The sequence below is a fragment of the Ruegeria sp. genome (assembly GCF_028066395.1).
In the GTDB taxonomy this organism is placed as follows: domain Bacteria; phylum Pseudomonadota; class Alphaproteobacteria; order Rhodobacterales; family Rhodobacteraceae; genus Ruegeria.
The window spans coordinates 68,840-93,921 of the sequence record NZ_JALCBM010000003.1; the positions used below are offsets into that span (position 1 = coordinate 68,840).

The window sequence follows — 25,082 nt, forward strand, 5'->3', positions numbered from 1 at the left end:
ATGGGGAGATATGAAGATGAGTGCAAATGTTCTGGCCAACGCCATTGGCCCGCGTGAGGGCACGGCGCTGCGCGTCAAACAGGCGGTTTTGGTGGTTCTGGGCATCGCCGCCCTGGCCGTGGCCGCCAAGATCAAAGTGCCGATGTGGCCGGTTCCGATCACCATGGGCACCTTTGCTGTCCTGACCATCGGCACCGCCTATGGCGCACGTCTGGGTCTGGTGACCATGCTGGGCTATCTGCTGATCGGTGCGCTGGGCTTTGACGTATTCGCGGGCTCCTCGGCCGAGAAATACGGGCTGACCTACATGATGGGCGGCACCGGAGGGTATCTGGTCGGCTACCTGCTGGCGACCCTGCTGCTGGGCGCGCTGGCCGCGCGTGGTTGGGACCGGTCGGTTGGCAAACTGGCGCTGGCGCTGGTGCTGGCAAACGTGCTGATCTACGTGCCGGGCCTGCTGTGGCTGGGTCAGCTGTTTGGTTGGGACAAACCGATCCTGGAATGGGGCCTGACGCCGTTCCTGCTGGGTGACGCGATCAAACTGGCGCTGGCCGCGCTGCTGATCCCGGCGCTGTGGAAGCTGGTGGGCGACGCGCGCGCCTGATCCTGTTTCACCGTTTCTTCAAAGCCGCGTCCGATGCTGTTCGGGCGCGGCTTTTTCGTGGCCGATCAATGCGACACTGGACAAAACACATTCGCGCAGGTCAATCTGATCCCAATGAAATGATCAGGTTATTGAGATATGCGTATTTTACTGAACACGGCGCTGGCCGGTTGCGCTGCTTGTTGGATCGGCATGACTCCGGCAATGGCGGAAACGCCGGTCACTTATACCGATAATGGCCGGGCGCTGTTTTCCTTTGCCATTCCCGATTTCTGGACCCTGCGCACTGGCGGTCCGCGCGATATCGAGGATACCGAACTGGGTGACCCCCGCGCCGTGGCGCGTGTCATGGGCATCCGGCCGGTGACGGATGAGACCGCATGGATGGGCTTTGTCTCACCCGCCGGGGTGGGTTCGATCCGGGGCGGGGTGCGGTATTTGCAGGATATCGACAAATTTCTGGTGAAAGAGCCCACAGTGACCAGCACCAGCGAAACCCGGATCGGAGGGCTGCCCGCCCGGGTCATCCGCGGCACCGGCAGCCGCGATGGGCGCGGGGTGAATTTCACCGTCGCTGTGGTCGATCTGCCGCGCGACCGCGTGGCCGTGATCGTGGCGGTGCTGCTGAGCGGGGCGAACCCGGATTATGTGGATGACCTGAATGACGTCTTCGCGTCGTTCCGGTCCGCACGCTGAGGGAGGTCCGGATGACACGCAAAATCCTGAAACGTTCCGTTCTGGCGCTGGGCCTTGGGGCATCGGCCTTTACCCTTTCGGCCTGCGATGGCGTCACTTTGGGCGTGGGGGTCGGGTACGGGTATGACCCGTTCTACGACTCGATGCTGTGGAATGACTATTACCACGACGTGGATGTCGATGTGGATGTGAACCGTCCCGATCGCCCGGACCGGCCCAAGCCGAAACCGCCGGTCGCAAAGCCGCCGATTGCTAAACCGCCGGCGCGTCCGCGTCCTCCGGCGGCGCGTCCGCCTGCGGCGCGACCTCCGATCCACCGCCCGCCACGCCCCCGGCGCTAGGGGGGTTTAGGGAAGCAGCTCGGTCGTGATCTGGGCCGAGCCTTCCAGCGTGCGGTGCACCGGGCATTTATCCGCGATCTCCATCAGCTTGGCCTTTTGCGCATCGTCCAAAGGCCCGGACAGGCGGATTTTGCGGCGGAACAGGTCAACCTTCAGGTCACCCGCCAGCCCGGCATCCTGCGCATGGACCTTGTTGTGGCACACATCCACCGTGATCCCGGTCAGCGGCCACCGTTTGCGGCGCGCATACATGCGGATCGTCATCGAGGTGCAGGCCCCAAGCCCCGAGGACACGAAGCCATAGGGCGACATGCCCCGATCCGTACCGCCATAAGAGGCCGGTTCATCCGCAATTGCGTGATGACGCGGGCCGGACTGGATGTCCTGCAGGAAGCCACTGGAATCGACCTCGGTCACCCGCACGACCCCTTCGGGCGCGCCGGGTGGCGGGGCGGGCGGGGAGAGTTTGACATAGCGCGTCACCCAGGCGGCGATCACATCTGCGGCGTATTCGGCATCTGCGGCGCGGGTGATCAGGTGATCGGCATCGTCCAGCGTGACAAAGCTTTTGGGGTGTTTGGCGGCCAGAAAGATGGTGCTGGCATTGTCGATGCTGACGGTCTCATCCCGGGGGGCGTGCAGGATCAGCAGCGCCGCCTTCAGATCGGCAATGGCCGGGGCCAGCGCGGTTTCCGAGATATCGTCTACAAACGCCTTGCCGATGCGGAAGGGGCGACCGCCCAGCGTGACCTCGGCGCTGCCATCCTGCTCGATCTCGGGCAGGGCGTCCTCGAAATGATGCGCCACATGGCCGGGGTCTGCGGGCGCGCCCAATGTCACCACCGCCTTGACCGATGGGATACCGGCCCGTGCGCGCAGCACCGCAGCACCGCCCAGCGAATGGCCGATCAGCAGGGACGGGGCCATATCCCGCCCGGCCAGATACATCGCGGCGGCAATCAGGTCTTCGACATTCGAGGTAAAGGTGGTGTTGGCGAACTCACCCCCCGAATGGCCAAGCCCGGTGAAATCGAACCGCAGCACGGCGATCCCCATCGCCGCCAGCCGGGCCGAGACGCGCCGCGCCGCCGGAATATCCTTGGAGCAGGTGAAACAATGCGCAAACAGGGCCGTCGCCAGCACCGGCCCGTCCGGCAGGTCAAGCCGCGCGGCCAGTTTGCTGCCGTCATGGCCGGAAAAGAAGATGCGCTCGGTCGGCATGGGAACACTCCTGAATCATCAGGTCCCAGAGTGGTCCCGACCGGGCCGTGCTACAACCCGCCTGACACGCGCCTCACGCGGAGGTGACCTTTTGCGTCAATACGTTACGACTGACCCATCAAAGCGGCGTCAAACGGGTATTTGGTCAGGTTCTCGTATCCGTTATCTGTGATCAGCACCTGATCTTCCAGCTTGATCGAGAAATCGCCGCCCTCAGGCGAAACCAGCGCTTCGACGCACAAAACCATGCCGGGTTCCAGCGGGTAGTCATAGGCGCCTTCGACCGCCTGATCGGGATAGGATAGCAGCGGCCATTCATCGCAAAGCCCGACACCATGCATGAAACAGCCGTATTTCTGTTTCTGATATTGGGCATCCAGCGGGTGACAATTGGCGATGATCTCGGGGATCATGACGCCGGGTTTCAGCAGTTCCATATTGGCCATGATGTGCTCATGCGCGTGCTGCATGGCATAGACCATATCGGGCCGCGGTTTTTCATCGCCAATCCACCAGCTGCGCGAGATGTCGACGCAGATGCCGTAAGAGCCGATCAGATCAGTATCGAACGAGACGATCTCGTTCTGCTGCGTGATCCGGGGGCCGCATTCCTGAAACCACGGGTTGGTGCGCGGGCCCGAGGCCAGCAGGCGGGTCTCGATCCACTCGCCCCCCCGGCGGATGTTTTCGGCGTGCAGAACGGCCCAGATATCATCCTCGGAGGTTTTGCCATTGCCGACATTGGCGCGGGCGAACCGCTCCATCTCGGCCACGGCGGATTCGCAGGCGTGGCTGGCGCAGCGCATCGCCAGAATCTCGTCCGGGCCCTTGATGGCGCGGGTCTTTTCGGTGACCTCTTCGCCTTCCATGACCTCGAACCCTTGTGCTTCAAGCGCACGCAAGCCGTGCAGCATGATCTTGTCCACCGCCAGCCGCATATTGCCGCCGCCATGTTCTTCGATCAACACCCGGATTTCGTTCGACAGTGCGTCAGCGGCCACATCCACCTTGTCGCCCCGGTCGAAATAGAACAGGTCCGCGCCCGAGCGTTGTTCGCGCACCAGCGGGTTGAATTCGGACAGGAAGGGCGACTGTTTATAGTCCCAGATCACCATATACCCGTCGGCGCACAGCAGCAGTGCCCGGAACGGGTTGTGGGTGTTCCACAGCTGCATATTGGTGCTGTCGGTGGCGTAGCGGATGTTCAGCGGATCGAACATCAACAACCCGCCATAGCCGCGATCCACGATGGCCTGGGTCAGCCGTTTCCAGCGAAATTCGCGCATCGCTTCAAGATTGGGCAGCTCCAGCCCGGCGACGGCCCATTCGGAAAAGGCAAGCTGAGTCGGGCCGATCTCGACCCGGTCATTGTCGTTTGGGGTGCCATCACCCAGAACCGCACCACGCGTCGGGTCGATCTTTCTGGTGTCCCTGTAATGCCGGTTCATCGCTTGCCTCCCTGCTTGCTGTTCGAACGTGGCCAAATCTGCTGCCGCAGTCGCGGTGGTTTGCGACTGCGCATGGGTCGCTTTTTGACCGACAAAAGCGGGCTTGGGTGCTAGACCGATCCCATGGCGACCATATTGCAGACCCAGATCCCTTACGACCCGCTTGTTGAACGGAACTTACCGGGTATTCAACCGACTGACATGCAGGACTGGCTGCACCGGGACGATGCCTTTGCCGCCCAGATGCGGCACCGGGAAACCCTGTTGACCACCCGCCGGGACGAGGTCCTGGCCCTGGACCCGTCAGCAGAACCCGCCGCGCAAGAGCTGCTGGATACGGTGTTGCAGCAACTTTATCCCGGAGCCGACGCCAGCATCACGCGGCCCGACGGGATGCAGGTTGTCATCGACCGATCCGATCCGCTGGGCACCCTGTGTCTGCTGGCGCAGGAGGATTTCTGCATTCTGCAAAAACAGGGGGATGAGCATGTCCTGACGGGTGCAATCCTGTGTTTTCCGGCCAGTTGGCGCCTGTCCGAGAAATTCATGCGCCCGCTGATCGGGATTCACGACACGGTGGACAGCTATGATGACAATATCGCCCGCCGTGTGCAGCGTCTGTTCGATGGTATCCAACCCGACCGTCCGTTGTGGCGGTTCAATGCGCTCTGGTATCAGGAGGCCGAGCTGTTTCAGCCGCGCAGTGCCGAAGACCCGCGTGAAATCCGGGATCGCGGCGCGGCCCGGTTTCTGCGCACCGAGCGGCAATCCCTATTGCGTCTGCCGCGCACGCAGGCCGTGGTGTTTTCCATTCACACCTATGTTCTGGACGTTGAGCAGGTGCCAAAACCAGAAAACCCCGCCTGATGGCGGGGCCTCCTAGGAGGGTCTTGGTGTATTCTTTACATGCCCAACACGTTGACGACGCCGGCGATGGCACCGCTGGTGTTTAGCCCGAAAATCGCGGTGGTCAGCGCCAGAACTTGCGTGTTCAGGCGGAAATCCTCACCCCGGATCAGGTTGACGGCGGCCATCGACATGGCAATGGGGGCGGAAATACTGGCCACGGCACCGGTCATGCCCCATGTGGTCAGTCGCAGAATATCGCTGGGGCGTTCGTCTTCAACGTCAGGGGCGGGGGTCGAGGATATGGGGGCCTCGGGTTCGGTCCGAAACGCAATGCTGAGCAACTGATCGTCGGTCAGCTGGATCGGCCTTGGTTTGGCTTTTGCTGGCTCGACCATGTCGGCGAGGGGATCCGGCAGGTCGAGCCCAGCGAAAGGACCGCTGATCGCATTGAAGATCTGTTTGCGGTCACGTGGTTTGCGGGGGGCCAAAGTGTCAAAAGCGCCCAGAAACTGTTCCAGCGTCAGGACGGTTTTGGGAGAGAGCCATTCGATGCGCTGGGTCGAGCAGATATCGACCATCCGATACAGCGCCACGACCAGCATCATCTCGGAAATCTCGCTGTCATCCAGCAACTCTGAGACCGGTGAGATCGTCATGGCCAGCCGGTTGCGCGGGCGCGTGGGTGCGGGCCGTGTCAGGGTCTTGAGGCCCGCAGCGCGATCCATCCGCTCGTACCGGTCGGTGTTTTCGACCTCCTGAACCTCAAGCTGCAGGCGTACCAGATACTGGCTGGTGACGATGCTGGCCTCGGACGGGTTCAGCAGGGATTTGCGTTCTACCAGGTGGCCGTAATCTTCCAGCGTGGCCGCGACGATGTCGCTGAACCGTTCCAGCGCGTGATCGGCGCTGCCGCTGAACTGAAGTCCGCCATGATATCTGTGCTTTGCAGTCACAGGATTTCCCTTTGTCGCAATCTTTCTGAAACAAGATGTTATCCGGGGATAAGGGGGAGAATTTGACGAAAATGGAGAAAAATCAAAATTCGGCAAGATTGATTACGTGTTGGAAACCAAAGGAATTAAGGCCAATTTTAATATTTGTGGCGGCATTGTGGCCAAAACGGGGTGGGCAGGTGTCCGAAACCGGGTGGCGTCAATTGTCGATTCGTGCTGCCATGATGGCGATGGATTGCTGGTACACCGTGGCTGCGTTCCACTGTTCGATCACCTTGAAATTCGGCTGCCCCGGCTGATAGCCGCGACCGGGTTTCCAGCCTTTCTTACGCAGAAAATTCGCAGTTGAGGCCAGCGCGTCGGTCATGTTGTAAAAGTCCACCCGCCGGTCCCCGGTCGCATCGACACCATAGGTCAGCGCATTGCCGGGCAGGAACTGCGTATGGCCCAGCTCGCCATGTTTTGCCCCTTTTGTCGCCACGGTGATACTGCCCGCGTCAACCAGTTTTAATGCCCCAATTGCATGCGGAATAAAAAACTCGGATCGGCGACAATCATAGGCCAATGTCGTGATTGCTGAAACAATCTGGCTGTCGCCCATGAAATTGCCAAAGCCGGTCTCCATGCCGTGAATGGCGATCAGGACGCCAGCGGGGACGCCGTATTGACGTTCGAGCGCGGCATAGAATTCGGGGTTGCGCGCCTTGCGCTTGCGCCCCTGTGCCACGATCGTATCGGCGCCACGCACCTGCATGAACTTGTCCAGCGAGTATTTGAAACTTTTCTGATTGCGATCCGCTGCAATGGTGCCGGTGGCATAGTGCGCCTGTGCCAGCGCCTGAAGACCTTTCTTTTTCACCCCGGCCCGTTTGGCGGTTTTGGCAAAATCGGCTTTCCAGCCCTCGAACCCGGCACTGGTATTGCCGCAGGGGGCGGCAAGTGCGGGCGAGGTCAGGGCAAGGCTCAGCATCAGGGCGCGCAACATGGGGGTAATCCGTTGTTTGAAATCTGCCCATCAGGGTAGAGCCCCTTTGTGCGTTCGCAAAGGGCGTTAATAAAGGTCCAGTTCATCTGTGCCTTTCAGGCTTTCGAACCATTCCTCGGGGGTTTTGTCGATCCTTGCGTGTTTGACCATCATCGCGTTCATGTTCGGCAGGCCCGAGGCATCCGGCCAGTTGTCCGGCTGCCACAGGTTCGCCCTTATCACGCATTTGGGGCAATGGGCAAAGGCGGTGTCGATGTGGATCAACAATGCCAACTTGGGTGGGTGGTTCTGCACCGCCATGCCGTTCAGCAGTTCTGGATCAGCGCAAATTCGGGCGGTGCCACGCAGGCGCAGAGTCTCCATCTTGCCGGGAACGAAGAAGATCACACTGACGCGCGGGTCCTGCAGGACGTTGTGGAACGTATCCACGCGCTTGTTGCCGGGTCGGTCGGGAATTGCGATCAGGTTGTCCGAGATCACCTGCACAAACCCCTCGGGGTCGCCGCGCGGTGAGATATCCAGATGGCCGTCCGGATTGGCCGAGGCGATCAGGCAAAAGGTAGATTTCGCAATGAAGTCGCGGCACATCTGATCCAGAGCGGTCAGTTCCTTGGCGATGATCTGGGGCATGGGCTGGCCACAAATCCGCTCCAGTTCTTCGGCAGATGTCACGATATCCGAGAATTGGGCAAAAGACGCGTCGCGGTCGGGCATAGGATTTCTCCGCTGGGAGGTAATGGGGTGAGTGTGAAAGATCGCCCGCGATCCGTCAAATCCTGTGACCTCGCGCAAAAAGGGGCGCCCGATGGACGCCCCGCGAGAATTTTCGTCGAAAATTCTTGGTCAGCAGCTGTAGTACATGCCGTACTCAACCGGGTGCGGTGTGTGTTCGTAGGTTTCGACCTCTTCCATCTTCAGCGCGATATAGCCGTCGATCTGGTCTTTGGTGAACACATCGCCCTGCAGCAGGAAGTCGTGATCGGATGCCAGAGCTTCCAGCGCCTCACGCAAGCTGCCGCAGACGGTCGGGATATCGGCCAGTTCCTCGGCAGGCAGGTCGTAGAGGTTCTTGTCCATCGCCTCGCCCGGGTCGATCTTGTTCTTGATGCCGTCCAGACCGGCCATCAGCAGGGCGGCAAAGGCCAGATAGGGGTTGGCCGCCGGATCGGGGAAGCGAGCCTCAACGCGCTTGGCTTTCGGGCTTTCGGTCCACGGAATACGCACGCAGCCCGAACGGTTGCGGGCCGAGTAGGCGCGCAGAACGGGGGCCTCGAAGCCGGGGATCAGACGCTTGTAGCTGTTGGTCGCCGGGTTGGTGAAAGCGTTCAGGGTTTTGGCGTGCTTCAGGATGCCGCCGATAAACCACAGCGCTTCATCCGACAGATCGGCGTATTTGTCGCCTGCAAACAGCGGCTTGCCGTCTTTCCAGATCGACATGTTCACATGCATGCCGGTGCCGTTGTCGCCTGCGATGGGCTTCGGCATGAAAGTAGCCGATTTGCCGTAGGCGTGGGCGACGTTGTGGATGACGTATTTGTATTTCTGCAACTCGTCCGCCTGTTTGGTCAGGCTGTCGAAGATCAGGCCCAACTCGTGCTGGCACGAGGCGACCTCGTGGTGGTGTTTGTCGACCTTCATGCCCAAACGCTTCATGGTCGAGAGCATTTCCGATCGCAGGTCCTGCGCCTCATCAATGGGGTTGACCGGGAAGTAGCCGCCCTTGACGCCGGGGCGGTGACCCATGTTGCCCATCTCATATTCGGTGTCGGTGTTCCACGATGCGTCGGTGGCATCAACTTCGAACGACACTTTGTTGATGCTGTTCGAGAAACGCACGTCGTCGAACAGGAAAAACTCGGCCTCGGGGCCCATATAGGCCACGTCGCCGATGCCGGAGGCTTTCAGATACGCCTCGGCCTTTTGCGCGGTGCCGCGCGGGTCGCGGCCGTAGGCCTCGCCGGTGTCAGGCTCAACAATCGAGCAGTGCAGGCACAGGGTCTTTTCGGCATAGAACGGATCAATATAGGCCGAAGCGGTGTCGGCGATCAGTTTCATGTCCGAGTTTTCGATCGATTTCCAGCCCGCGATGGACGAGCCATCAAACATGAAGCCTTCTTCCAGAAAGTCTTCGTCAACCAGATCGACGTCCACTGTCACGTGCTGCAGCTTGCCACGCACGTCAGTGAAACGGATGTCGACATAAGCGACGTCTTCTTCGCGGAGTGTCTTGAGAACTGCGTCTACGCTCATTCCCTTGGTCCTTCTGATAGATGTGTGAATATTCGTTAGGATTACAGCGCGTCCGAACCGGTTTCGCCGGTACGGATGCGGATGGCTTGTTCAACGGGCGAGACAAAGATCTTGCCGTCGCCGATCTTGTCGGTCTTGGCGGCCGAAACGATGGCGTCGATGGCGGCGTCGACCTGATCGTCGTCCAGCACCACTTCGACCTTCACCTTGGGCAGGAAATCGACCACGTATTCCGCACCGCGATAAAGCTCGGTGTGACCTTTCTGACGACCAAAGCCCTTGACCTCGATCACGCTGAGGCCCTGGACGCCCACGTCCTGCAGAGCCTCTTTCACTTCGTCCAGTTTGAACGGCTTGATGATCGCTTCGATCTTTTTCATTCCGGTTCACCTTGCATGGTTGTCTGCAGTGCAGTGATCACGTCTAAGATTGGGCGGCAATGTGATTGCTTGTTTGGCCGTGGTCTGATGCGGTGAAAATGGGCGGGTGGTCAATTTTTGACCAAGCTGCACAAAAAATGATCGAAATTGAATCGGGCGAGGGTTTGGGATGACGGAATTGCTGACGGCGGCGCAGATGCGGGCCATCGAACAGGCAGCCATCGAGTCGGGTCAGGTGACCGGGTTGGAGTTGATGGAGCGGGCCGGGCAGGGTGTTGTCGAGGCTGTTTTCGAAGAATGGCCAGCGTTGGACAGGCGAAGGGCCAGCCCCTCGCGCTCCCCGGGATATTTGGGGCCAGATGAAGAGGATCCTTTGCGGGCCGTCGTTTTGTGTGGGCCCGGGAATAATGGTGGGGACGGGTTTGTTGTTGCGCGATTGTTGCGCGAGTTGGGTTGGGACTTGAAGGTGTTTTTGTATGGCGATCCGGAGAAATTGCCGCCGGATGCGCGTAAGAACTTTGAGTTATGGGGCAGCAAGGGCGACGTGAGTATCCGAAGGGTCGATCCGCCTCCGCTCGGAGATGACTACCTCCAGCTACCGCCGGACTTTGATCTGATTGTTGATGGATTGTTCGGAACTGGTTTGACGCGCCCGTTTCAAGGGATTTTCTCGCTGTTGTCGATTGAGCCGGCTAGGAACTTAATTCGAGAGCATAATGTGCGAGTTGTCGCCATCGACATTCCGAGCGGTTTGTGTGCCGACAGTGGGCGCGTGCTTGGGAACGTGATTATGGCGGATTTGACCGTCACATTTCACCGCCGAAAAGTTGGGCACATGATCGGCGATGGCCCTGTCGGCTGCGGGAAAGTTCGGACCAAGTCAATCGGGCTTGAGTGTCAAGACTCCGCTCAAGCTGTTCAATTGGTTTCTGAAGGAAACCGTTCGGTGACGAAGGGGGTGAGGGGCCACAAATACGCACATGGCCATGCCCTGATCCTCTCCGGTGGTGCTGGCAAAACCGGCGCCGCGCGGTTGGCGGGGCGGGGGGCTCTGCGGATCGGGGCGGGGCTGGTGACGCTGGGCGTGCCGCCCTCGGCGCAGTTGGAGGTGGCGGGGCAGGTTACGGCCATTATGCTGCGGCGTATCGAGAACGCGGACGGGTTAGCGGAGGTCTTGCAAGATGAGCGGTTGAATGCGTTGTGTCTGGGGCCGGGGCTTGGGCTGCGGCGAGCGCGGGAGTTGGTGCCGGTGGCGTTGGCGGCCGGGCGCGCGACAGTGTTGGATGCGGATGCGCTGTCGGGGTTTGTCGAAGCGCCGGAAGCTTTGTTCGAATTGCTCCACGAGGATTGTGTGTTGACCCCGCATGGCGGTGAGTTTGCGCGGCTGTTTCCGGATATAGCCGAAAAACTGTCTGCTGTGCCCACCAAGGGTCCGGCCTATTCCAAGGTTGATGCCACGCGTGAGGCTGCCAAGCGGGCCGGGTGTGTGGTGTTGTTCAAGGGGCCAGATACGGTGATCGCGGCGCCGGATGGGCGGTGTTCGATCAATTCGGCCCATTACGAGCGCGCCGCGCCCTGGTTGGCCACCGCCGGATCGGGTGATGTGCTGGCCGGGTTCATCACCGGTTTGTTGGCCCGCGGGTTCGAGCCGATGCAGGCCGCCGAGACCGCCGCCTGGCTGCATGTGGAATGTGCAAGGCAGTTCGGACCGGGGCTGATCGCCGAGGACTTGCCTGAGCAATTGCCATCAGTATTCAAAAATCTTAATATTAGATAGTAACTGGCAAAATACAGCCGAAATCGCACCAGAACGGTGCAGTTTCGCCGCAGCGTCCCACCTGACGCATACCGGGTGTTTGCGGGGCGCAGGGCTGGGCGTCACTATTTACTTGGGCGCGAAATGAATCGAATGCGTGTCTTGGTATAAGGCATTGATAAAATACTATTATTAATAGTTTTCGCTGAGGGTGATGTGGCGAAAATGCAATGAGGCCGGAGCTTGGGCGGGCGATCACTGGAAACACAAGATTTGGTGAACATCTGAGCAGGAGACAACAACCCGAACCTTCATGGTGAATAACATGACAGTGAATTTCAAACTGACTTCAATGGCGGCGGTTCTGGCCGCAACAACGGCGATCCCCGCGGCGGCCGAGTTGAAATACGAAAACAACTCGGGCGGGTATGTGCTGCTTTATGGGCAGTTGAACCCGGCGCTGATCTCGGTCGATGACGGGCAGCAGACGGAAACGCGGGTTCTGGACAATGATCTGTCTAACAGCCGCGTCGGGCTGCGCCTGTTGCAACCCTTTGGCCAGAATGAATTCACCTTCCGGCTTGAGACTGGGCTGGGCCTGCCCAATTCCAGTGAGTGGAACCAGCTGGGCACCAATTTCAGCGGCTGGACGCGCGAAGACATCCGCCATGTGGATTTTGCGCTGAAAGGGGATTGGGGCACATTCTCGGCCGGGCAGGGCAGCATGGTGGCTGATGGCGCGGCTGAGGTGGACCTGTCCTATGTCGGCACGGCGCTGTATTCGTTCACCAATGACGAAAACGGCGGGTTCTTCTATCGCGACACCAATGGCGTTCTGAGCGGGATCACCGTCGGGGATACCAGCAGCAACTTTGACGGTTCGCGGCGCGGACGGGTGCGCTATGACACGCCGGAAATCAGCGGATTTACTGCCGGACTTGCCTATGGTCAGAACATCCTGGCCAGCGGTGATGACGATGACTACTACGATGTCGGCGTGCGCTACTCCAACACTTTCGCCGGTGGGGTCGAGTTTGCTGCCGCTGTGGCCTATTCGGTCCGTTCCAGCGATGCCAATACCGGCGACCGCAAGGATACGATCGGTTCGGCCTCGGTCCTGCTGCAAAACGGTCTGAGCTTTACTGCCGCTGCGGGCACGCGGTCCGACGATGCGGCGGGTGCCTCTGATCCGAACTATGTCTATGGCAAGATCGCGTATGAGGGCGACTGGATTGCCTGGGGCAAAACCGGGGTTGGGGTCGACTATTTCAGCGGTTCGGACTTCGACACCGCAGGCTCCAGCACCGATGCCTGGGGTATCGCGGTGGTGCAGCGGATCGACAGCATCAACACCGATGCCTACCTGAAATACCGCAGCCATGATTTCGACGACGGCACCTCGTTCGACAAGAACGAAGCCTGGGTGCTGGGCGCCCGCTGGCGGTTCTGATCCCGGATCGGGTTGAAGCATGCGCCCCGGCCTTGTCCGGGGCGTTTTTCGTTCGTGAACCGGTCAATTCCGGGTGGGATCGGGCCTTTGCCCCTTGCACGCAGGCGGCTGGGCAAATAGAAGGCGTCAAATTTGCCCGGCGCGCCCGTTTTGCGCGCCCCGAATCCTATGGGGACTACCATAATGCAGGTTACCGAGACGCTGAACGAAGGTCTGAAACGCGGCTACAACATCGTTGTGACCGCAGCCGAGCTGGACGACAAGGTCAACGAAAAGCTGACCGAGGCACAGCCGGATATCGAGATGAAGGGTTTCCGCAAAGGCAAGGTGCCGATGGCGCTGCTGAAAAAGCAGTTTGGCCAGCGCCTGCTGGGCGAAGCGATGCAGGAAAGCATCGACGGTGCCATGAACAAGCATTTCGAGGACAGCGGTGAGCGTCCGGCGCTGCAGCCCGAGGTCAAGATGACCAACGAGGACTGGAAAGAAGGCGACGATGTTGAGGTCGCGATGTCCTATGAGGCTCTGCCTGCGATCCCCGAGGTTGACCTGAAATCGGTTGAGCTGGAAAAGCTGGTGGTCAAGGCTGATGACGCAGCCGTTGAAGAGGCGCTGAACAACCTGGCCGAAACCGCGCAGGATTTCAAAGCGCGCCGCAAGGGGTCGAAAGCCAAGGATGGCGACCAGATCGTGTTCGACTTCGTCGGCAAGGTTGACGGTGAGGAATTCGAAGGCGGTGCGGCTGAGGATTATCCGCTGGTTCTGGGTTCGAACAGCTTCATCCCCGGCTTTGAAGAGCAGCTGGTTGGTGTGAAGGCCGAGGAAGAAAAAGACGTCAACGTCACCTTCCCCGAGGAATACGGTGCCGAGCATCTGGCCGGTAAAGACGCTGTCTTCTCTTGCACCATCAAAGAGGTGAAAGAGCCGGTCGTGGCCGAGGTCAATGACGAGTTGGCCACCAAGTTCGGTGCCGAGGATCTGGACGCGCTGAAAGGCCAGATCTCCGAGCGTCTGGAAGCGGAATATGCCGGTGCCTCGCGCGCGGTCATGAAGCGCAAGCTGCTGGATGTGCTGGACGAGAAGGTCTCGTTCGACCTGCCTCCGTCGCTGGTTGACGCCGAGGCCAAGCAGATCGCGCATCAGCTGTGGCACGAGGAAAACCCCGAGGTTGAAGGCCACGATCACGATCCGATCGAGCCCACCGACGAGCACACCAAACTGGCCGAGCGCCGCGTGCGTCTGGGCCTGCTGCTGGCCGAACTGGGCCAGAAGGCCGAGGTCGAGGTGACCGATGCCGAGATGACCCAGGCGATCATGAACCAGGCGCGTCAGTACCCGGGTCAGGAACGCCAGTTCTTTGAATTCGTGCAGCAGAACGCCCAGATGCAGCAGCAACTGCGCGCGCCGATCTTTGAAGACAAGGTTGTCGACTACATCGTCGAACTGGCGCAGGTTGCCGACAAGGAAGTCAGCAAGGACGACCTGCAGAAAGCCGTTGAGGCGCTGGAAGAGGAATAATCCTCTTCCTTCCTTGCCTTGCAGGGACAAAAAAAGCGGAGCCGCCTGTAGCTGAGGCGACTCCGCGTGGGTGGCTTTTGTTCCTATGAGGTGAGGGGGTCAGGCCTCATGAGCAAAAGCACGGGGGGTCTGTAACAGAGCGTATTTCTGCTCTGGGGTGAATTTCTCAGACAGTTCCTCGATCAGGTTCAGAACAGCCTGTCTTTCTTCTTCGTTCTGCGCCGCGCACATCTGTTCGACAAAGTATTTTTCCAGATCGCTCAGCGGCTTGTGGTCGCGATTTGCGGGTCTGAGTTCAGTGGCTTTCTTCGCCGCAAACATCTCCAGCGCTTTTTCTTCTTCGACAAAGACATCATCATGGATGCCAGCGAATTCGCGAAGCCCTGAAATCCGTTCCTCAGAACAATCCAGCAGGGCCGCCATGGCCGGGACCTTGCCCATCGGAACCGTTTCGCCCACATAGTCGTACGGCGCGCAGTTCGAGCGTTTCAGGACACGGTTCATGACCGGGTCAATCACGGTGATGATGTCCTGAATACCCGCGCTGCGGGCATATTCCAGCGAGCCGATCATCAGCTCACACGTGGCGTAAGAAACCGAGTTCTTTTCCTTGCCGCGGGTCAGGCGCTGCGTGTCCACGCAGAACCGGGTGGATTCCCACATGGTTGCGCTGCGAATGGGTGCTTCGCCACACAGGATTGCAGAAAACACGTCCGACAGCATATGCGGACCTGTGGTCTGGAGCGCACGCACGGCAGCGACGACATTCCCCCCGTCGTCGAGACCGATCACATATGCAGGATCCAGATGATCGAACTGGTCGATTTCCTTTCCATCTTCGATATTGACGTCCCATCCAAGACGTCCACCAAATACCCGGGCTCTCAGTTCAAACATTTCGTCGAGAACCTCGCCGAACAGATGTCTGTTCAGCCCATCAACTACCAAAATCATGTCATCCCCCTTCGAGTGGTTGTTCGGTGACTAAATCGTTACCGGTTTTCCACAGCGATTCTATTGGGGGATTCCCGTAGTTCGGTCTCATTTTTGGGCCGAAATCGTTAATTTTGGCTTTATCCTGGGTAGATTAGCCCGATTCCAATGGCGCGTCCGACGGCCTGAGGAGTGGTCAGTGCATTAAGCTTTTCGCGCGAGGAGCGCAAGTGTACTTCAACCGTGCGGTGAGAAATCGACAGGATATCGCCGATATCCTGCTGCGATTTCCCGGCAGCGGCCCATTGCAGTATCTCCAACTCGCGGCTGGACAGGGTCGGATGGTACAGCATCCGGCTGAGCGCATCGGACGCCATGACGTTGTCATGGATATGCACCGCCAGGGATTGAAGTTCGCTGATTACGTTGGGAACCAGCTTTTTCCATTCGTCCCGGCTGCAACTGCGGGTGGCGCTGAGCAGGCCGATATCGCCATAGGGACCGCGCACCGGGATGGTGATGCCTTGGTCCGGAAGCCCGAAATCATGCGCATCCCTGAAAACGCGCTGAAAATCCTTGTTGCGCTCCAGCCGGCTCCAATCCACCGGGGCGATGCTGCGCTGGCTCATGTGTAACGTCGGGTCAATCAGGTGCAGGCCCTGTTCCTGATAATGGGTCTTCCAGTCGTCGCCATAGGTGACATGGCCATGGATTGTGCCCGCAGCCGGGTTCATGCCCGCATAGGCGGCATGGTCCATTTCGAACTTGTCACAGACCTGTTTGAGGAACTCGTCATAGCGAGTGTCCTCTTGGGGAAGGGTGCTGAGATCTATAATTTCCATAAGGCAAAACCACCTGAACCCGGAGTGCCGGGCGACCCCATTTCCGCCAGAACGAACATACCCCACCGTTCGGACGCAGCCCAGAACACCATATTTCCAGCTATAAGACAAGAACATGTGGCAAATGTCTGCCGTATTGATTTCAATGCCTTCTAAATGCGTGGTTTTTCATGTGCTTCATCGGAAACCGAGCAGCTTTTCAGCGCATGAGAGGGGGTTTCGCGCCTTTTTCGGTCTTTAAAGGTCTGCTCATATAGTCAGATATGACTTCTTGTAGCGCCTAATTTGAGGCCGGGACAAGCCCGGTTTCGACCAGCATTCCGCGGGCCTTGGCTTCGGGGTAATAGCCCTTTGCATAAAGGAAAATCGCGCGTTTCTGGTCGCCATCCGACAACAGCCACGCACCCCGCAGGTATTTCCCGGCAAATTCCAGATTTGTATCGGCGTCCAGCAGACCCTCCGCATTGCCGGTGTACCCCATCGAACGGGCCGTCGCGGGCAGAATCTGCAGCAACCCGTAATAGGGGCGGTTCACGGCCCAAGGCCGGTGCGTGCTTTCGCGGATGGCCAGCTTGTGCACCAGTTCACGCGGGAGCTCGTAATGATCGGCCCATTTGTTGATCGAGGCGCGCAGTTCGGGTGTTTCATTGGGGTAAAGCGGCGGATCAAAGGTTGCGCGTGTCGGCGTGTCAGGCCCCCCGCAGGCGGCCAGCGGGGCGACGAGGAATAGGGCCAGCACGTGGCGGCGAAGAAGGTTGGTCATGAGGTCTGCTCCGAACTGCGAAGGCGGATGATATGGATCACCTTTCCGTTCGCAAGCCTAGGTGTGAATTCTGGCCAAAATTTGCTCATCTCCCCCGGCCAACGAAAAAGGCCGCGCATTTATGCGCGGCCTTCTGATTGGGATGTCCCGAAGGATTAGGCTTTGGCTTCTTCGTCTTCAGCAGCCGGGGCCTCTTCGGCGACCAGATCGTCATCGTCGGACGCGGCCGAGCCGATGTCGTCGAACAGTTCGGCGATTTCGAATTCAGCGGCAGCCTCTTCTTCGGCGGCCAGTTCCTGAATCGATTTGCCCGAAGCCTGCAGTTCGGCTTCTTCTTCCGAACGGGCGACGTTCATCTGGATTTCAACGGCGACTTCGGGGTGCAGGTTGACGGCAACCGCGTGCAGACCCAGTTCCTTGATCGGAGCGACCAGGGCGATCTGTTTCTTGTCGACGGTGAAGCCAGCCTCGGTCGCGGCGTCTGCGGCGTCACGCGGGGTGACCGAGCCGTACAGAGCGCCAGCATCCGATGCCGAGCGAATCACGATGAACTGCTGACCGTCCAGCTTTTCAGCCAGCGCTTCAGCTTCTTTCTTGGTTTCCAGGTTGCGGGCTTCCAGCTGCGCTTTCTGGGCTTCGAACGAAGCGATGTTCGCGCTCGACGCGCTCAGCGCTTTGCCCTGGGGCAGCAGGAAGTTGCGGGCGTAGCCGGGCTTGACGTCAACGACGTCGCCCATCTGACCCAGTTTCGCAACGCGTTCCAGCAGGATAACTTGCATATCAGTCTCTCCTTACTTCACGGCGTAGGGCAGCAGGGCGAGGAAGCGGGCGCGCTTGATAGCACGGGCCAGTTCACGCTGCTTTTTCGCCGAAACGGCGGTGATGCGCGACGGTACGATCTTGCCGCGCTCAGAGATGTAGCGCTGCAGCAGACGGGTGTCTTTGTAGTCGATCTTGGGCGCGTTCTCACCCGAGAACGGGCAGACCTTGCGGCGGCGGAAAAATGGTTTTGCGGCCATGGTTTAGTGTCCTTTTCTCAGGCGTTGATCAACGGCGCTCGCGGCGGTCGCCACGTTCGTCACGCTTCTGCATCTGAACCGACGGGCCGTCTTCGTGGCCGTCGACCTTGATGGTCAGAACGCGCATGACGTCGTCATGCAGGCGCATCAGGCGTTCCATTTCCTGAACCGCGCCCGAGGGGGCATCGGTCTTCAGGAAGGCATAGTGGCCCTTGCGGTTCTTGTTGATCTTGTAGGCCATCGTCTTGACGCCCCAGTACTCGCTATCCACGAGTTGGCCGCCATTGTCCGACAGCACGGTGCCGAAATGTTCGACAAGGCTTTCCGCCTGCGCGTTGGACAGGTCCTGACGCGCGATCATTACATGCTCATACAGTGGCATGTTCACTCCTGTTTATATCAAGGCGCATTTCAAAGGCGGGGTCTGATCATCCTTCGCGACCCTGCCACGAGAGGCTGCGCGATTCATACATATTGCGAAGGATGGCCCCATATACACGTTTCCACGGGCGGGGCAAGCCCTGCCACATATGCCATTGTGAAGTCGCCCTATTTCCTTTGCACTGCCCAATTCCTGACGCTTTTCGACCCGAGGTTGTTCATTAAGCCGGGGCGACCCGGATCATTCGGAACCACAGACAGGGTTAAGACAAATGGCCGTGATGAACACGAACACTTTCAAGCAAGCCGCGCCGGGTGCCGGTTTTGACAAATCCGTCCCCGTTCTGATCTCTTTCGCTCCGAACTGGAAAGCCCGGATGATCCTGTTCCGGGTGCTGGGCGCCTTTATGGTCGTATCGGCCTTTTCCATGTGGCTGATGCCCGGATCGGTGATGGGTACTGATGTCTGGCCGATCAAGCTGGCTGCGTCGCTGATGTTCCTGATTGCCGGTGTCAGCCTGCTGACCATCGAATTCCTGGACACCCGCCCGGACGCCTATTTCGACCCGATCCGCCGCGAGGTCCGCATCCTGCAAAAGAACGAAGACGGCCGTCCCCAGACCGTTCTGCGCCGCAGCTATGACTCGCTGGGCGGTGCGCGGTTTGACGAAGGTCAGGTTGAGCTTTTTGACGTGGATGGCAGCCTGCTGATGAAGCTACCGCTGGAATCGACGGATGTCAGCCGGGCGCTGAAAGGTCAGCTGAGCCAGAACGTGCCGATTTTCGCCTAAAGGGGCTTCTGTTCAAATAGGAACAGAGTTTGTTGAGGGAAATGCCTTGTGTGCCGCCTTTGGGCGGCACATTTTCGTTGGTGGGCAATCCAACCGGATTGCGACACCTAATTGCGGAGATTGTCATGAAATCCACACTTCTTGCTGCTGCCCTGGCCGTTTCGGCAACCGCAGCCCACGCGAGCGCTGAGAAATACCTGCTGGACCCCAGCCACAGTCAGGTTCTGTTCAGCTATAACCATCTTGGGTTTTCCACCACCTACGGCATGTTCTCGGGATTTGAGGGCGAGATCATGTTCGATCAGGAAGACCCCGCCGCGTCCAGCGTATCCGTGTCGATGCCTGTGATCGAGATGATCACCGGTTGGAAACCGCGCGAAGATCACTTTATGACCGAGGATTTCTTTGGCGCAGCCGAGGGCGATCTGGTCACCTTCACCTCGACCGGGATTGAGGTGACGGGCGAAAACACCGCCAACATCACCGGCGATCTGACCATGAACGGCGTGACCAAATCGGTTGTTCTGGATGCCAGGCTGAACCAGATCGGCGATCATCCGATGGCAGGCAAGCCCTGGGCCGGGTTCGACGCAACCACCACACTGGTACGCAGCGATTTCGATCTGGGCCAGTTCGCGCCTTTTGTCAGCGACGAGGTGGAAATCCGCATCTCGGTTGAGGCTCAGAAAGCCGAATAATCTGGCCAGAATACCCAAAGGAAAACCGCCGGAGCCTGCAGGCCCCGGCGGTTTTCTTTATTCGGCTCTTGTCGCCGTCAGTTCGACCGAAACCGTGACGCCAAAGCCCAATGACGCCTCGGTCGGTTGCGAGGTGCCGACATCGAAATCCAGCCGGTTCAGGTCGATCGAGCCCGCCATGGTGGCGGTATCGTCCTGCAGGTCCAGCGTGAAGGGCAGAACGATGTCCAGAGTCTTGTCGCGGATGGTCAGGGGGCCACGCGCCTCGTACCCGGTGTCGGTCTTGTAGAGGTCGGCCTTGAAAATTGCGGTCGGGAATGTGGCCGCGTCAAAGAAATCGGGGCCTTTGGCCTGATCGGACACGGTACCCAGATTGACGGACCCGATGGCGATCATGACATCGACCGTCCCCGCCAGGCCGGGGGCGTCCGGCTCGGCAAAGGCAATTGCTGCCGTCCAGTCGGCAAATGTTCCGGTTGCGGGGCTGCCCAGCTGGGTAAAGGTGATCGACAGGGTGCCGTCCTGTACCTGCCAGTCCGATTGCACCTCGGTCAGTTCGGTGGCGTCGTCGTCATCATCGGAATGGCCCGAGAATGTGCCAGTTGACCAGCCGAAGACCAGCACGGCACCCCAGATGGCGGCGGCGGCCAGCGCAGGCATTGCGGAATGGTGTTGTTGCGGCGGTTCGGGCGCGTCCGAGCGGCCCGGCAGCATCCGGCGCAGTGTGCTGTCCTTGTCCACCACATGGTGCTTCAGCGCGCCCAGAACATGCAGGCCCAACGCCACCGCCAGCACCCAGATGAACAGCCCGTGCAGGTCTGCCGAGACTTCGGACACGAAATGGGATTTGGGGACGAAGGGCAGGTTCTGCCCAAAGGGCCACAGGATCGGGGCAAAGCCTTCCTCGGCGGCGTGATGAATCCAGCCGGTCAGTGGCACCAGAACCAGCGACCCGTACAGCATCCAGTGCACGGTTTCCGCGGCAAATGCCTCGGGCTTGTTGTCGGCGTTCAGCAGGCCCGGTTTGGGTTGCGTCACCGTCCATGCGATCCGCGCCAGCGCGACGAAGAACACGGCCACGCCCACGGTCTTGTGAACCGAAAAGACCCGAGCGGCCCAGGCAATGTCTGCTTCGGTGGTCTGAATCGCGGGGTTGAACACGGCATGCGCCAGTTCGTCCGCGATCCAGCCCAGCGGCAGGGCAGTCAGGATCAGCAGGGCGGTCAGCCAGTGAAAAGTCTTGGTCACGCTGCCGTAGCTGGAAAAGGAATTGGTCGAGGCCATGGGGTGTTGCTCCGGAGGATTCGTCGGCTGATCTCAACCTAAAGACAGGGGGGCGGGAAACAAGTACCCGCCGATGCACAGTAAAGGTGTCGTTATGCAGAGCGCAGGCAGTGCTTGTGCCAGACGGTCAGTCAGTTTACACCCCGCCGCAACCTGACGTCATCCAAGAGGCAACCATGACACGTGCGTTCGTTTTTCCCGGGCAGGGCGCCCAGACCATCGGAATGGGCAAGGCGCTGGCCGAGGCATATCCTGCCGCCCAGGCCATCTATGATGAGGTGGACGAGGCCCTGGGGGAAAAGCTGAGCGCGCTGATCTGGGATGGCGACATTGCCGAACTGACCCTGACGCAGAATGCGCAACCGGCGCTGATGGCAACCTCGATGGCGGCGCTGCGCGCGTTGGAGGCTGAAGGGGTCGCGATCACCGATGCCGCCTTTGTGGCGGGGCATTCGCTGGGTGAATACTCGGCACTGGCGGCTGCCGGGTCCTTCTCGGTGGGCGACGCGGCGCGTTTGCTGCGGACACGCGGGCAGGCGATGCAAAGTGCGGTGCCGGTGGGCGTGGGCGCGATGGCCGCCATTCTGGGGCTGGATCTGGACGCTGTGCGCGCGGTGGCCGAAGAGGCCGCGCAGGGCGAGGTCTGTCAGGCCGCAAATGACAACGATCCGACGCAGGTTGTGGTCTCGGGCGCCAAGGCTGCCGTGGAACGCGCTGCCGAGATCGCCAAGGAAAAGGGTGCCAAGCGGGCGGTGATGCTGCCGGTGAGTGCTCCGTTCCATTGCGCGCTGATGCAGCCCGCCGCTGATGTGATGGCCGAGGCGCTGGCAAATGTACAGATCAACGCGCCTGCCGTGCCGCTGGTGGCCAATGTGCGGGCCGAGGCGGTCTCGGACCCTGATCTGATCCGCAGCCTGCTGATCGAACAGGTAACCGGCGCGGTGCGCTGGCGGGAAAGCGTGCAATACATGGCCGCGCAAGGTGTCACCGAGACATGGGAAATCGGCGCTGGCAAGGCGCTGTCGGGCATGGTGCGCAAGATCGACCGGGCCATTGCCGGAAAGGCAGTGGGTACGCCCGAGGATGTGCAAAAGGCCGTTCAGGTCGAAGATTAATCGAGGCATACGTCAGAAAACGACGAGACAAGAGGGAAACCGAATGTTTGATTTGACAGGTAAGAACGCGCTGATCACCGGCGCTTCGGGTGGTATCGGGGGCGATATTGCGCGCGCCCTGCATGGCGCGGGCGCAACAGTAGGTCTGTCCGGCACACGGGTCGAGCCGCTGCAGGCGCTGGCGGATGAGCTGGGCGAGCGCGCCCATGTCCTGCCCTGCAACCTGAGCGACCCCGAGGCTGTTGCCGCCCTGCCGAAACAAGCGGCGGAGGCGATGGGATCGGTCGATATTCTGGTCAACAATGCGGGTATCACGCGGGACAACCTGTTCATGCGCATGTCGGATGACGAATGGCAGAGCGTTCTGGACGTGAACCTGACCTCGACCATGAAACTGTGCAAAGGTGTCATTCGCGGCATGATGAAGGCGCGTTGGGGCCGGATCGTGAATATCTCGTCCGTTGTGGGATCGATCGGCAACCCCGGTCAGGCGAACTATGCGGCGTCCAAGGCCGGTATGGTCGGCTTCTCGAAGGCGCTGGCGCATGAGGTCGCAACCCGCGGGATCACCGTGAATGCGGTGGCGCCCGGTTTTATCACCACGGCGATGACCGAGAAACTGACGGACGACCAGAAAGCCGGTCTGCTGCAGCAGGTTCCCGCCGGACGCATGGGCGAGCCGGGCGAGATCGCGGCTGCCGTTTTGTATCTGGCCAGCCCCGAAGCGGGATATGTTACGGGAAGCACCTTGCATGTGAATGGCGGTATGGCCATGTTGTAGTCGCAACCTGAGGCAGGCGCGAAAGCGTTTGCCTTATGCGTTGTCTGTGTTATAGGCGGCGCACATGCGCAGGGGCCGGTCGAAAAGGCCGGTTCTCTGATTTCCCGGTCAGCCGGGACCCAAACCGCCCGGCAAGGGCAGAACCGGGCGGACCGCCCTGAAAAGGAATGAGGAATAGACATGAGCGACGTCGCAGATCGCGTTAAAAAGATCGTTGTTGAGCATCTGGGTGTGGAAGAGGACAAGGTTGCCGAAAACGCGTCCTTCATCGACGATCTGGGTGCGGACAGCCTGGACACCGTTGAGCTGGTTATGGCCTTCGAAGAAGAGTTCGGCATCGAAATCCCCGATGACGCAGCCGAGACCATCCAGACCTTCGGCGACGCGGTCAAGTTCATCAGCGAAGCGTCCTAAGCGCATCGCCTGAGATAAAAGCGGCGCTTCCGGGCAACGGAGGCGCCGTTTTTTTATGCCGTGCAGGAATTTACCCTTGCGCGGTGCCCGGCCCGCTCGCAATCTGCCCGGTGAGGCATAATTCAGGCGGGCAAGGGCATGATAAGATCCACCCCGATGATCAACACGGCACGGCTGACGCTGTGCGCGATGCGACCCGAGGATTTCGGGCGGTTCGCAGAGATTTGGCGCGACCCGGATGTGGTGCGCCATGTGTGTGGCACTCCGAAAACGCGGGGCGAGGCGTGGGAGTCCTTTCTGCGCAACGCAGGCCATTGGCAGATGACCGGGTTTGGCCAATGGGGCGTGGTGCTGCAATCGAATCGCACGCTGATCGGGCAGGCCGGGTTTTTCTACGGCAACCGCTGTCTGGGCGCGGATTTTGACGACTTCCCCGAGGCTGGCTGGGTTTTGGCGCCCGAAGGGCAAGGGCAGGGCTATGGGTATGAGGCCGCCAAGGCCGCCCATGACTGGTTCGACCGGGTGATCCCCGGCCCGCTGGTCGCGCTGGTCGATGCCGACAATGCGCCGTCGCGTAATCTAGCGATCAAGCTGGGATACGACCTGCTGCGCGAAGCGGAATATCGCGACACGCCGGTGCATCTGTATCGCAGAAACGGGCCACCAGCCCGGGCGTGAAACACGTCAGGTCTCATTTTGCCGCAAAATGAATCTGCTGTGCCGATCTCAAGAGATTTGAGACCGCGCGCCGCCCATATGCTATCGTGGAAGTCCCGGATGATTCAGCGGAGGATATGGGTCATGATGATTTTCCCCACGATGGAGTTGCAGAACGGCAAGTGTGTGACACTTGAAAAAGGCCGTCTGGATGAAGCGATGATCTGGCATGTCGATCCGATCGAAACTGCGCGCGGCTGGTCTGCGGCAGGGGCCGAGTGGATGCAGCTGACCGATTTCGATGCGATCGAAGGGCGTGACACCAATGTCGCGCTGGTTGAAGAAATCATTCGCTCGGCCGAGATGCCGGTTCAACTGGCCGGCGGCATGCGAACCCGTGAAAGGATCGAACATTGGATCGACAAGGGGGCAGGGCGTGTTGTGGTCGGGACTCTGGCGGCCCGCGATCCGCATCTGGTCAAGGAATTGGCCAAGTTTTACCCCGACCAAATCGTCCTGGCGGTGGATGTATGGCAGGGTTATGTGATGACCGAAGGCTGGCGCAGCCAGAGTGCCTTTACCGCTGAGGCGTTTCTGGAGGCTTTTGCCGATGCACCCTTTGCCGCCATCGTGGTCACCGATATCGACAGCGACATGGAGGATGTCGAAGCGCAGCTGGGGCTGATCTCGGGGTTGGCCAAGCAATCCCGCACGCCGGTTATTGCCAGCGGTGTGGTGCGGACGACGGATGACATCTCTCGCCTGGCCTATATTCAGAACATCGCGGGGGCCATTGTTGGACGTGCCCTGTTCCGCAAGACGCTGAGCTTGGATGCGGCGCTGGACGTTGCAAAAACCTCTCACGAACCGGTGGCGCAGTTTCAGTAATCCGCCGGTTGGAAGATGTGCCCGCCTTTCGTCCCATATTGAGGCGAGGCGGGTTGTTTTTGGCAAGA

General features: G+C 59.9%; 28 protein-coding genes. 14 read left to right on the plus strand and 14 right to left on the minus strand.

Annotated elements, in window-relative coordinates; genetic code table 11:
* Positions 1–10: 10 nt before the first annotated feature.
* The 3 genes from MPJ51_RS01785 (at position 11) to MPJ51_RS01795 (ending at position 1,641) form a co-directional block, all read left to right on the plus strand.
* Positions 11–604 (plus strand): biotin transporter BioY, encoded by a 594-nt coding sequence (locus MPJ51_RS01785; RefSeq protein WP_298381272.1) that lies wholly within the window; start codon positions 11–13, stop codon positions 602–604.
* Positions 605–742: 138 nt separating this feature from the next.
* A complete protein-coding gene (locus MPJ51_RS01790) occupies positions 743–1,300 on the plus strand; it encodes a hypothetical protein (RefSeq protein ID WP_298381273.1) in 558 nt (185 codons plus the stop codon).
* Positions 1,301–1,311: 11 nt separating this feature from the next.
* Entirely contained in the window at positions 1,312–1,641 is a 330-nt protein-coding gene (locus MPJ51_RS01795) for a hypothetical protein (RefSeq protein ID WP_298381274.1), read from the plus strand.
* Between the two features lie 6 nt (positions 1,642–1,647).
* Here the strand turns inward: MPJ51_RS01795 and MPJ51_RS01800 are convergent, their stop codons facing one another.
* Together MPJ51_RS01800 and dddP are read right to left on the minus strand one after the other, a co-directional pair.
* Positions 1,648–2,862, minus strand: coding sequence for a bifunctional alpha/beta hydrolase/OsmC family protein (locus tag MPJ51_RS01800; RefSeq protein ID WP_298381275.1), 1,215 nt, complete (start codon positions 2,860–2,862; stop codon positions 1,648–1,650).
* 104 nt (positions 2,863–2,966) lie between these two features.
* A complete protein-coding gene (gene dddP / locus MPJ51_RS01805) occupies positions 2,967–4,310 on the minus strand; it encodes a dimethylsulfonioproprionate lyase DddP (RefSeq protein ID WP_298381276.1) in 1,344 nt (447 codons plus the stop codon).
* A gap of 123 nt (positions 4,311–4,433) precedes the next feature.
* Here dddP and MPJ51_RS01810 point away from each other — a divergent pair, with 123 nt between their 5' ends.
* Positions 4,434–5,177 (plus strand): DUF3445 domain-containing protein, encoded by a 744-nt coding sequence (locus MPJ51_RS01810; RefSeq protein ID WP_298381277.1) that lies wholly within the window; start codon positions 4,434–4,436, stop codon positions 5,175–5,177.
* 35 nt (positions 5,178–5,212) lie between these two features.
* Here the strand turns inward: MPJ51_RS01810 and MPJ51_RS01815 are convergent, their stop codons facing one another.
* From MPJ51_RS01815 to MPJ51_RS01835, 5 genes are all read right to left on the minus strand, one after another.
* On the minus strand, positions 5,213–6,112 hold the full coding sequence (locus tag MPJ51_RS01815; RefSeq protein WP_298381278.1) for a hypothetical protein: 900 nt from the start codon (positions 6,110–6,112) through the stop codon (positions 5,213–5,215).
* 199 nt (positions 6,113–6,311) lie between these two features.
* Positions 6,312–7,097 carry a lytic murein transglycosylase gene (locus MPJ51_RS01820; RefSeq protein ID WP_298381279.1) on the minus strand — a complete coding sequence of 262 codons (786 nt, stop codon included), beginning with the start codon at positions 7,095–7,097 and terminating at the stop codon, positions 6,312–6,314.
* Positions 7,098–7,163: 66 nt separating this feature from the next.
* Positions 7,164–7,811: an MSMEG_1061 family FMN-dependent PPOX-type flavoprotein gene (locus MPJ51_RS01825; RefSeq protein ID WP_298381280.1), complete on the minus strand. Its 648-nt coding sequence runs from the start codon at positions 7,809–7,811 to the stop codon at positions 7,164–7,166.
* A 129-nt stretch (positions 7,812–7,940) separates the two neighbouring features.
* Entirely contained in the window at positions 7,941–9,347 is a 1,407-nt protein-coding gene (glnA, locus tag MPJ51_RS01830) for a type I glutamate--ammonia ligase (protein WP_298381281.1), read from the minus strand.
* Between the two features lie 41 nt (positions 9,348–9,388).
* Positions 9,389–9,727 carry a P-II family nitrogen regulator gene (locus MPJ51_RS01835; RefSeq protein ID WP_170472761.1) on the minus strand — a complete coding sequence of 113 codons (339 nt, stop codon included), beginning with the start codon at positions 9,725–9,727 and terminating at the stop codon, positions 9,389–9,391.
* Between the two features lie 169 nt (positions 9,728–9,896).
* On the opposite strand from MPJ51_RS01835, the gene MPJ51_RS01840 reads away from it, so the two are divergent.
* The 3 genes from MPJ51_RS01840 to tig all read left to right on the plus strand — a co-directional run bounded on the left by MPJ51_RS01840 (position 9,897) and on the right by tig (position 14,448).
* Positions 9,897–11,504: an NAD(P)H-hydrate dehydratase gene (locus MPJ51_RS01840; protein WP_298381282.1), complete on the plus strand. Its 1,608-nt coding sequence runs from the start codon at positions 9,897–9,899 to the stop codon at positions 11,502–11,504.
* 304 nt (positions 11,505–11,808) lie between these two features.
* Entirely contained in the window at positions 11,809–12,933 is a 1,125-nt protein-coding gene (locus MPJ51_RS01845; RefSeq protein ID WP_298381283.1) for a porin, read from the plus strand.
* Between the two features lie 183 nt (positions 12,934–13,116).
* The gene (gene tig, locus MPJ51_RS01850) at positions 13,117–14,448 is read left to right on the plus strand and encodes a trigger factor (protein WP_298381284.1); all 1,332 of its coding nucleotides are present in this window, start codon (positions 13,117–13,119) and stop codon (positions 14,446–14,448) included.
* Positions 14,449–14,547: 99 nt separating this feature from the next.
* On the opposite strand, the gene MPJ51_RS01855 is transcribed toward tig, so the two are convergent.
* The 6 genes from MPJ51_RS01855 to rpsF form a co-directional block, all read right to left on the minus strand.
* The gene (locus MPJ51_RS01855; protein ID WP_298381285.1) at positions 14,548–15,402 is read right to left on the minus strand and encodes an acyl-homoserine-lactone synthase; all 855 of its coding nucleotides are present in this window, start codon (positions 15,400–15,402) and stop codon (positions 14,548–14,550) included.
* Positions 15,403–15,521: 119 nt separating this feature from the next.
* A complete protein-coding gene (locus tag MPJ51_RS01860; RefSeq protein ID WP_298381286.1) occupies positions 15,522–16,223 on the minus strand; it encodes a LuxR family transcriptional regulator in 702 nt (233 codons plus the stop codon).
* 280 nt (positions 16,224–16,503) lie between these two features.
* Positions 16,504–16,986 carry a lytic transglycosylase domain-containing protein gene (locus MPJ51_RS01865; protein WP_298381287.1) on the minus strand — a complete coding sequence of 161 codons (483 nt, stop codon included), beginning with the start codon at positions 16,984–16,986 and terminating at the stop codon, positions 16,504–16,506.
* A gap of 155 nt (positions 16,987–17,141) precedes the next feature.
* Positions 17,142–17,765 carry a 50S ribosomal protein L9 gene (gene rplI, locus MPJ51_RS01870; protein ID WP_298381288.1) on the minus strand — a complete coding sequence of 208 codons (624 nt, stop codon included), beginning with the start codon at positions 17,763–17,765 and terminating at the stop codon, positions 17,142–17,144.
* 12 nt (positions 17,766–17,777) lie between these two features.
* Positions 17,778–18,005 carry a 30S ribosomal protein S18 gene (gene rpsR / locus MPJ51_RS01875; RefSeq protein ID WP_005608650.1) on the minus strand — a complete coding sequence of 76 codons (228 nt, stop codon included), beginning with the start codon at positions 18,003–18,005 and terminating at the stop codon, positions 17,778–17,780.
* A gap of 28 nt (positions 18,006–18,033) precedes the next feature.
* Positions 18,034–18,387 carry a 30S ribosomal protein S6 gene (gene rpsF, locus MPJ51_RS01880; RefSeq protein ID WP_298381289.1) on the minus strand — a complete coding sequence of 118 codons (354 nt, stop codon included), beginning with the start codon at positions 18,385–18,387 and terminating at the stop codon, positions 18,034–18,036.
* Between the two features lie 280 nt (positions 18,388–18,667).
* Between rpsF and MPJ51_RS01885 the strand changes: the two genes are divergently transcribed.
* On the plus strand, positions 18,668–19,177 hold the full coding sequence (locus tag MPJ51_RS01885; protein ID WP_298381290.1) for a hypothetical protein: 510 nt from the start codon (positions 18,668–18,670) through the stop codon (positions 19,175–19,177).
* 125 nt (positions 19,178–19,302) lie between these two features.
* Positions 19,303–19,875, plus strand: coding sequence for a YceI family protein (locus tag MPJ51_RS01890; RefSeq protein WP_298381291.1), 573 nt, complete (start codon positions 19,303–19,305; stop codon positions 19,873–19,875).
* A 57-nt stretch (positions 19,876–19,932) separates the two neighbouring features.
* Here the strand turns inward: MPJ51_RS01890 and MPJ51_RS01895 are convergent, their stop codons facing one another.
* Positions 19,933–21,159 carry a cytochrome b/b6 domain-containing protein gene (locus tag MPJ51_RS01895; protein ID WP_298381292.1) on the minus strand — a complete coding sequence of 409 codons (1,227 nt, stop codon included), beginning with the start codon at positions 21,157–21,159 and terminating at the stop codon, positions 19,933–19,935.
* Positions 21,160–21,335: 176 nt separating this feature from the next.
* Here MPJ51_RS01895 and fabD point away from each other — a divergent pair, with 176 nt between their 5' ends.
* The 5 genes from fabD to MPJ51_RS01920 all read left to right on the plus strand — a co-directional run bounded on the left by fabD (position 21,336) and on the right by MPJ51_RS01920 (position 25,014).
* Positions 21,336–22,274: an ACP S-malonyltransferase gene (gene fabD / locus MPJ51_RS01900; protein WP_298381293.1), complete on the plus strand. Its 939-nt coding sequence runs from the start codon at positions 21,336–21,338 to the stop codon at positions 22,272–22,274.
* 43 nt (positions 22,275–22,317) lie between these two features.
* Positions 22,318–23,055 (plus strand): 3-oxoacyl-[acyl-carrier-protein] reductase, encoded by a 738-nt coding sequence (fabG, locus tag MPJ51_RS01905; RefSeq protein WP_298381294.1) that lies wholly within the window; start codon positions 22,318–22,320, stop codon positions 23,053–23,055.
* A 180-nt stretch (positions 23,056–23,235) separates the two neighbouring features.
* Positions 23,236–23,469, plus strand: coding sequence for an acyl carrier protein (locus MPJ51_RS01910; RefSeq protein WP_008756330.1), 234 nt, complete (start codon positions 23,236–23,238; stop codon positions 23,467–23,469).
* A gap of 138 nt (positions 23,470–23,607) precedes the next feature.
* Positions 23,608–24,147, plus strand: a complete 540-nt coding sequence (locus MPJ51_RS01915; RefSeq protein ID WP_298381295.1) for a GNAT family N-acetyltransferase — start codon at positions 23,608–23,610, stop codon at positions 24,145–24,147.
* A gap of 123 nt (positions 24,148–24,270) precedes the next feature.
* Positions 24,271–25,014 carry a 1-(5-phosphoribosyl)-5-[(5-phosphoribosylamino)methylideneamino] imidazole-4-carboxamide isomerase gene (locus tag MPJ51_RS01920; protein WP_298381296.1) on the plus strand — a complete coding sequence of 248 codons (744 nt, stop codon included), beginning with the start codon at positions 24,271–24,273 and terminating at the stop codon, positions 25,012–25,014.
* The last annotated feature ends 68 nt before the right edge of the window (positions 25,015–25,082 follow it).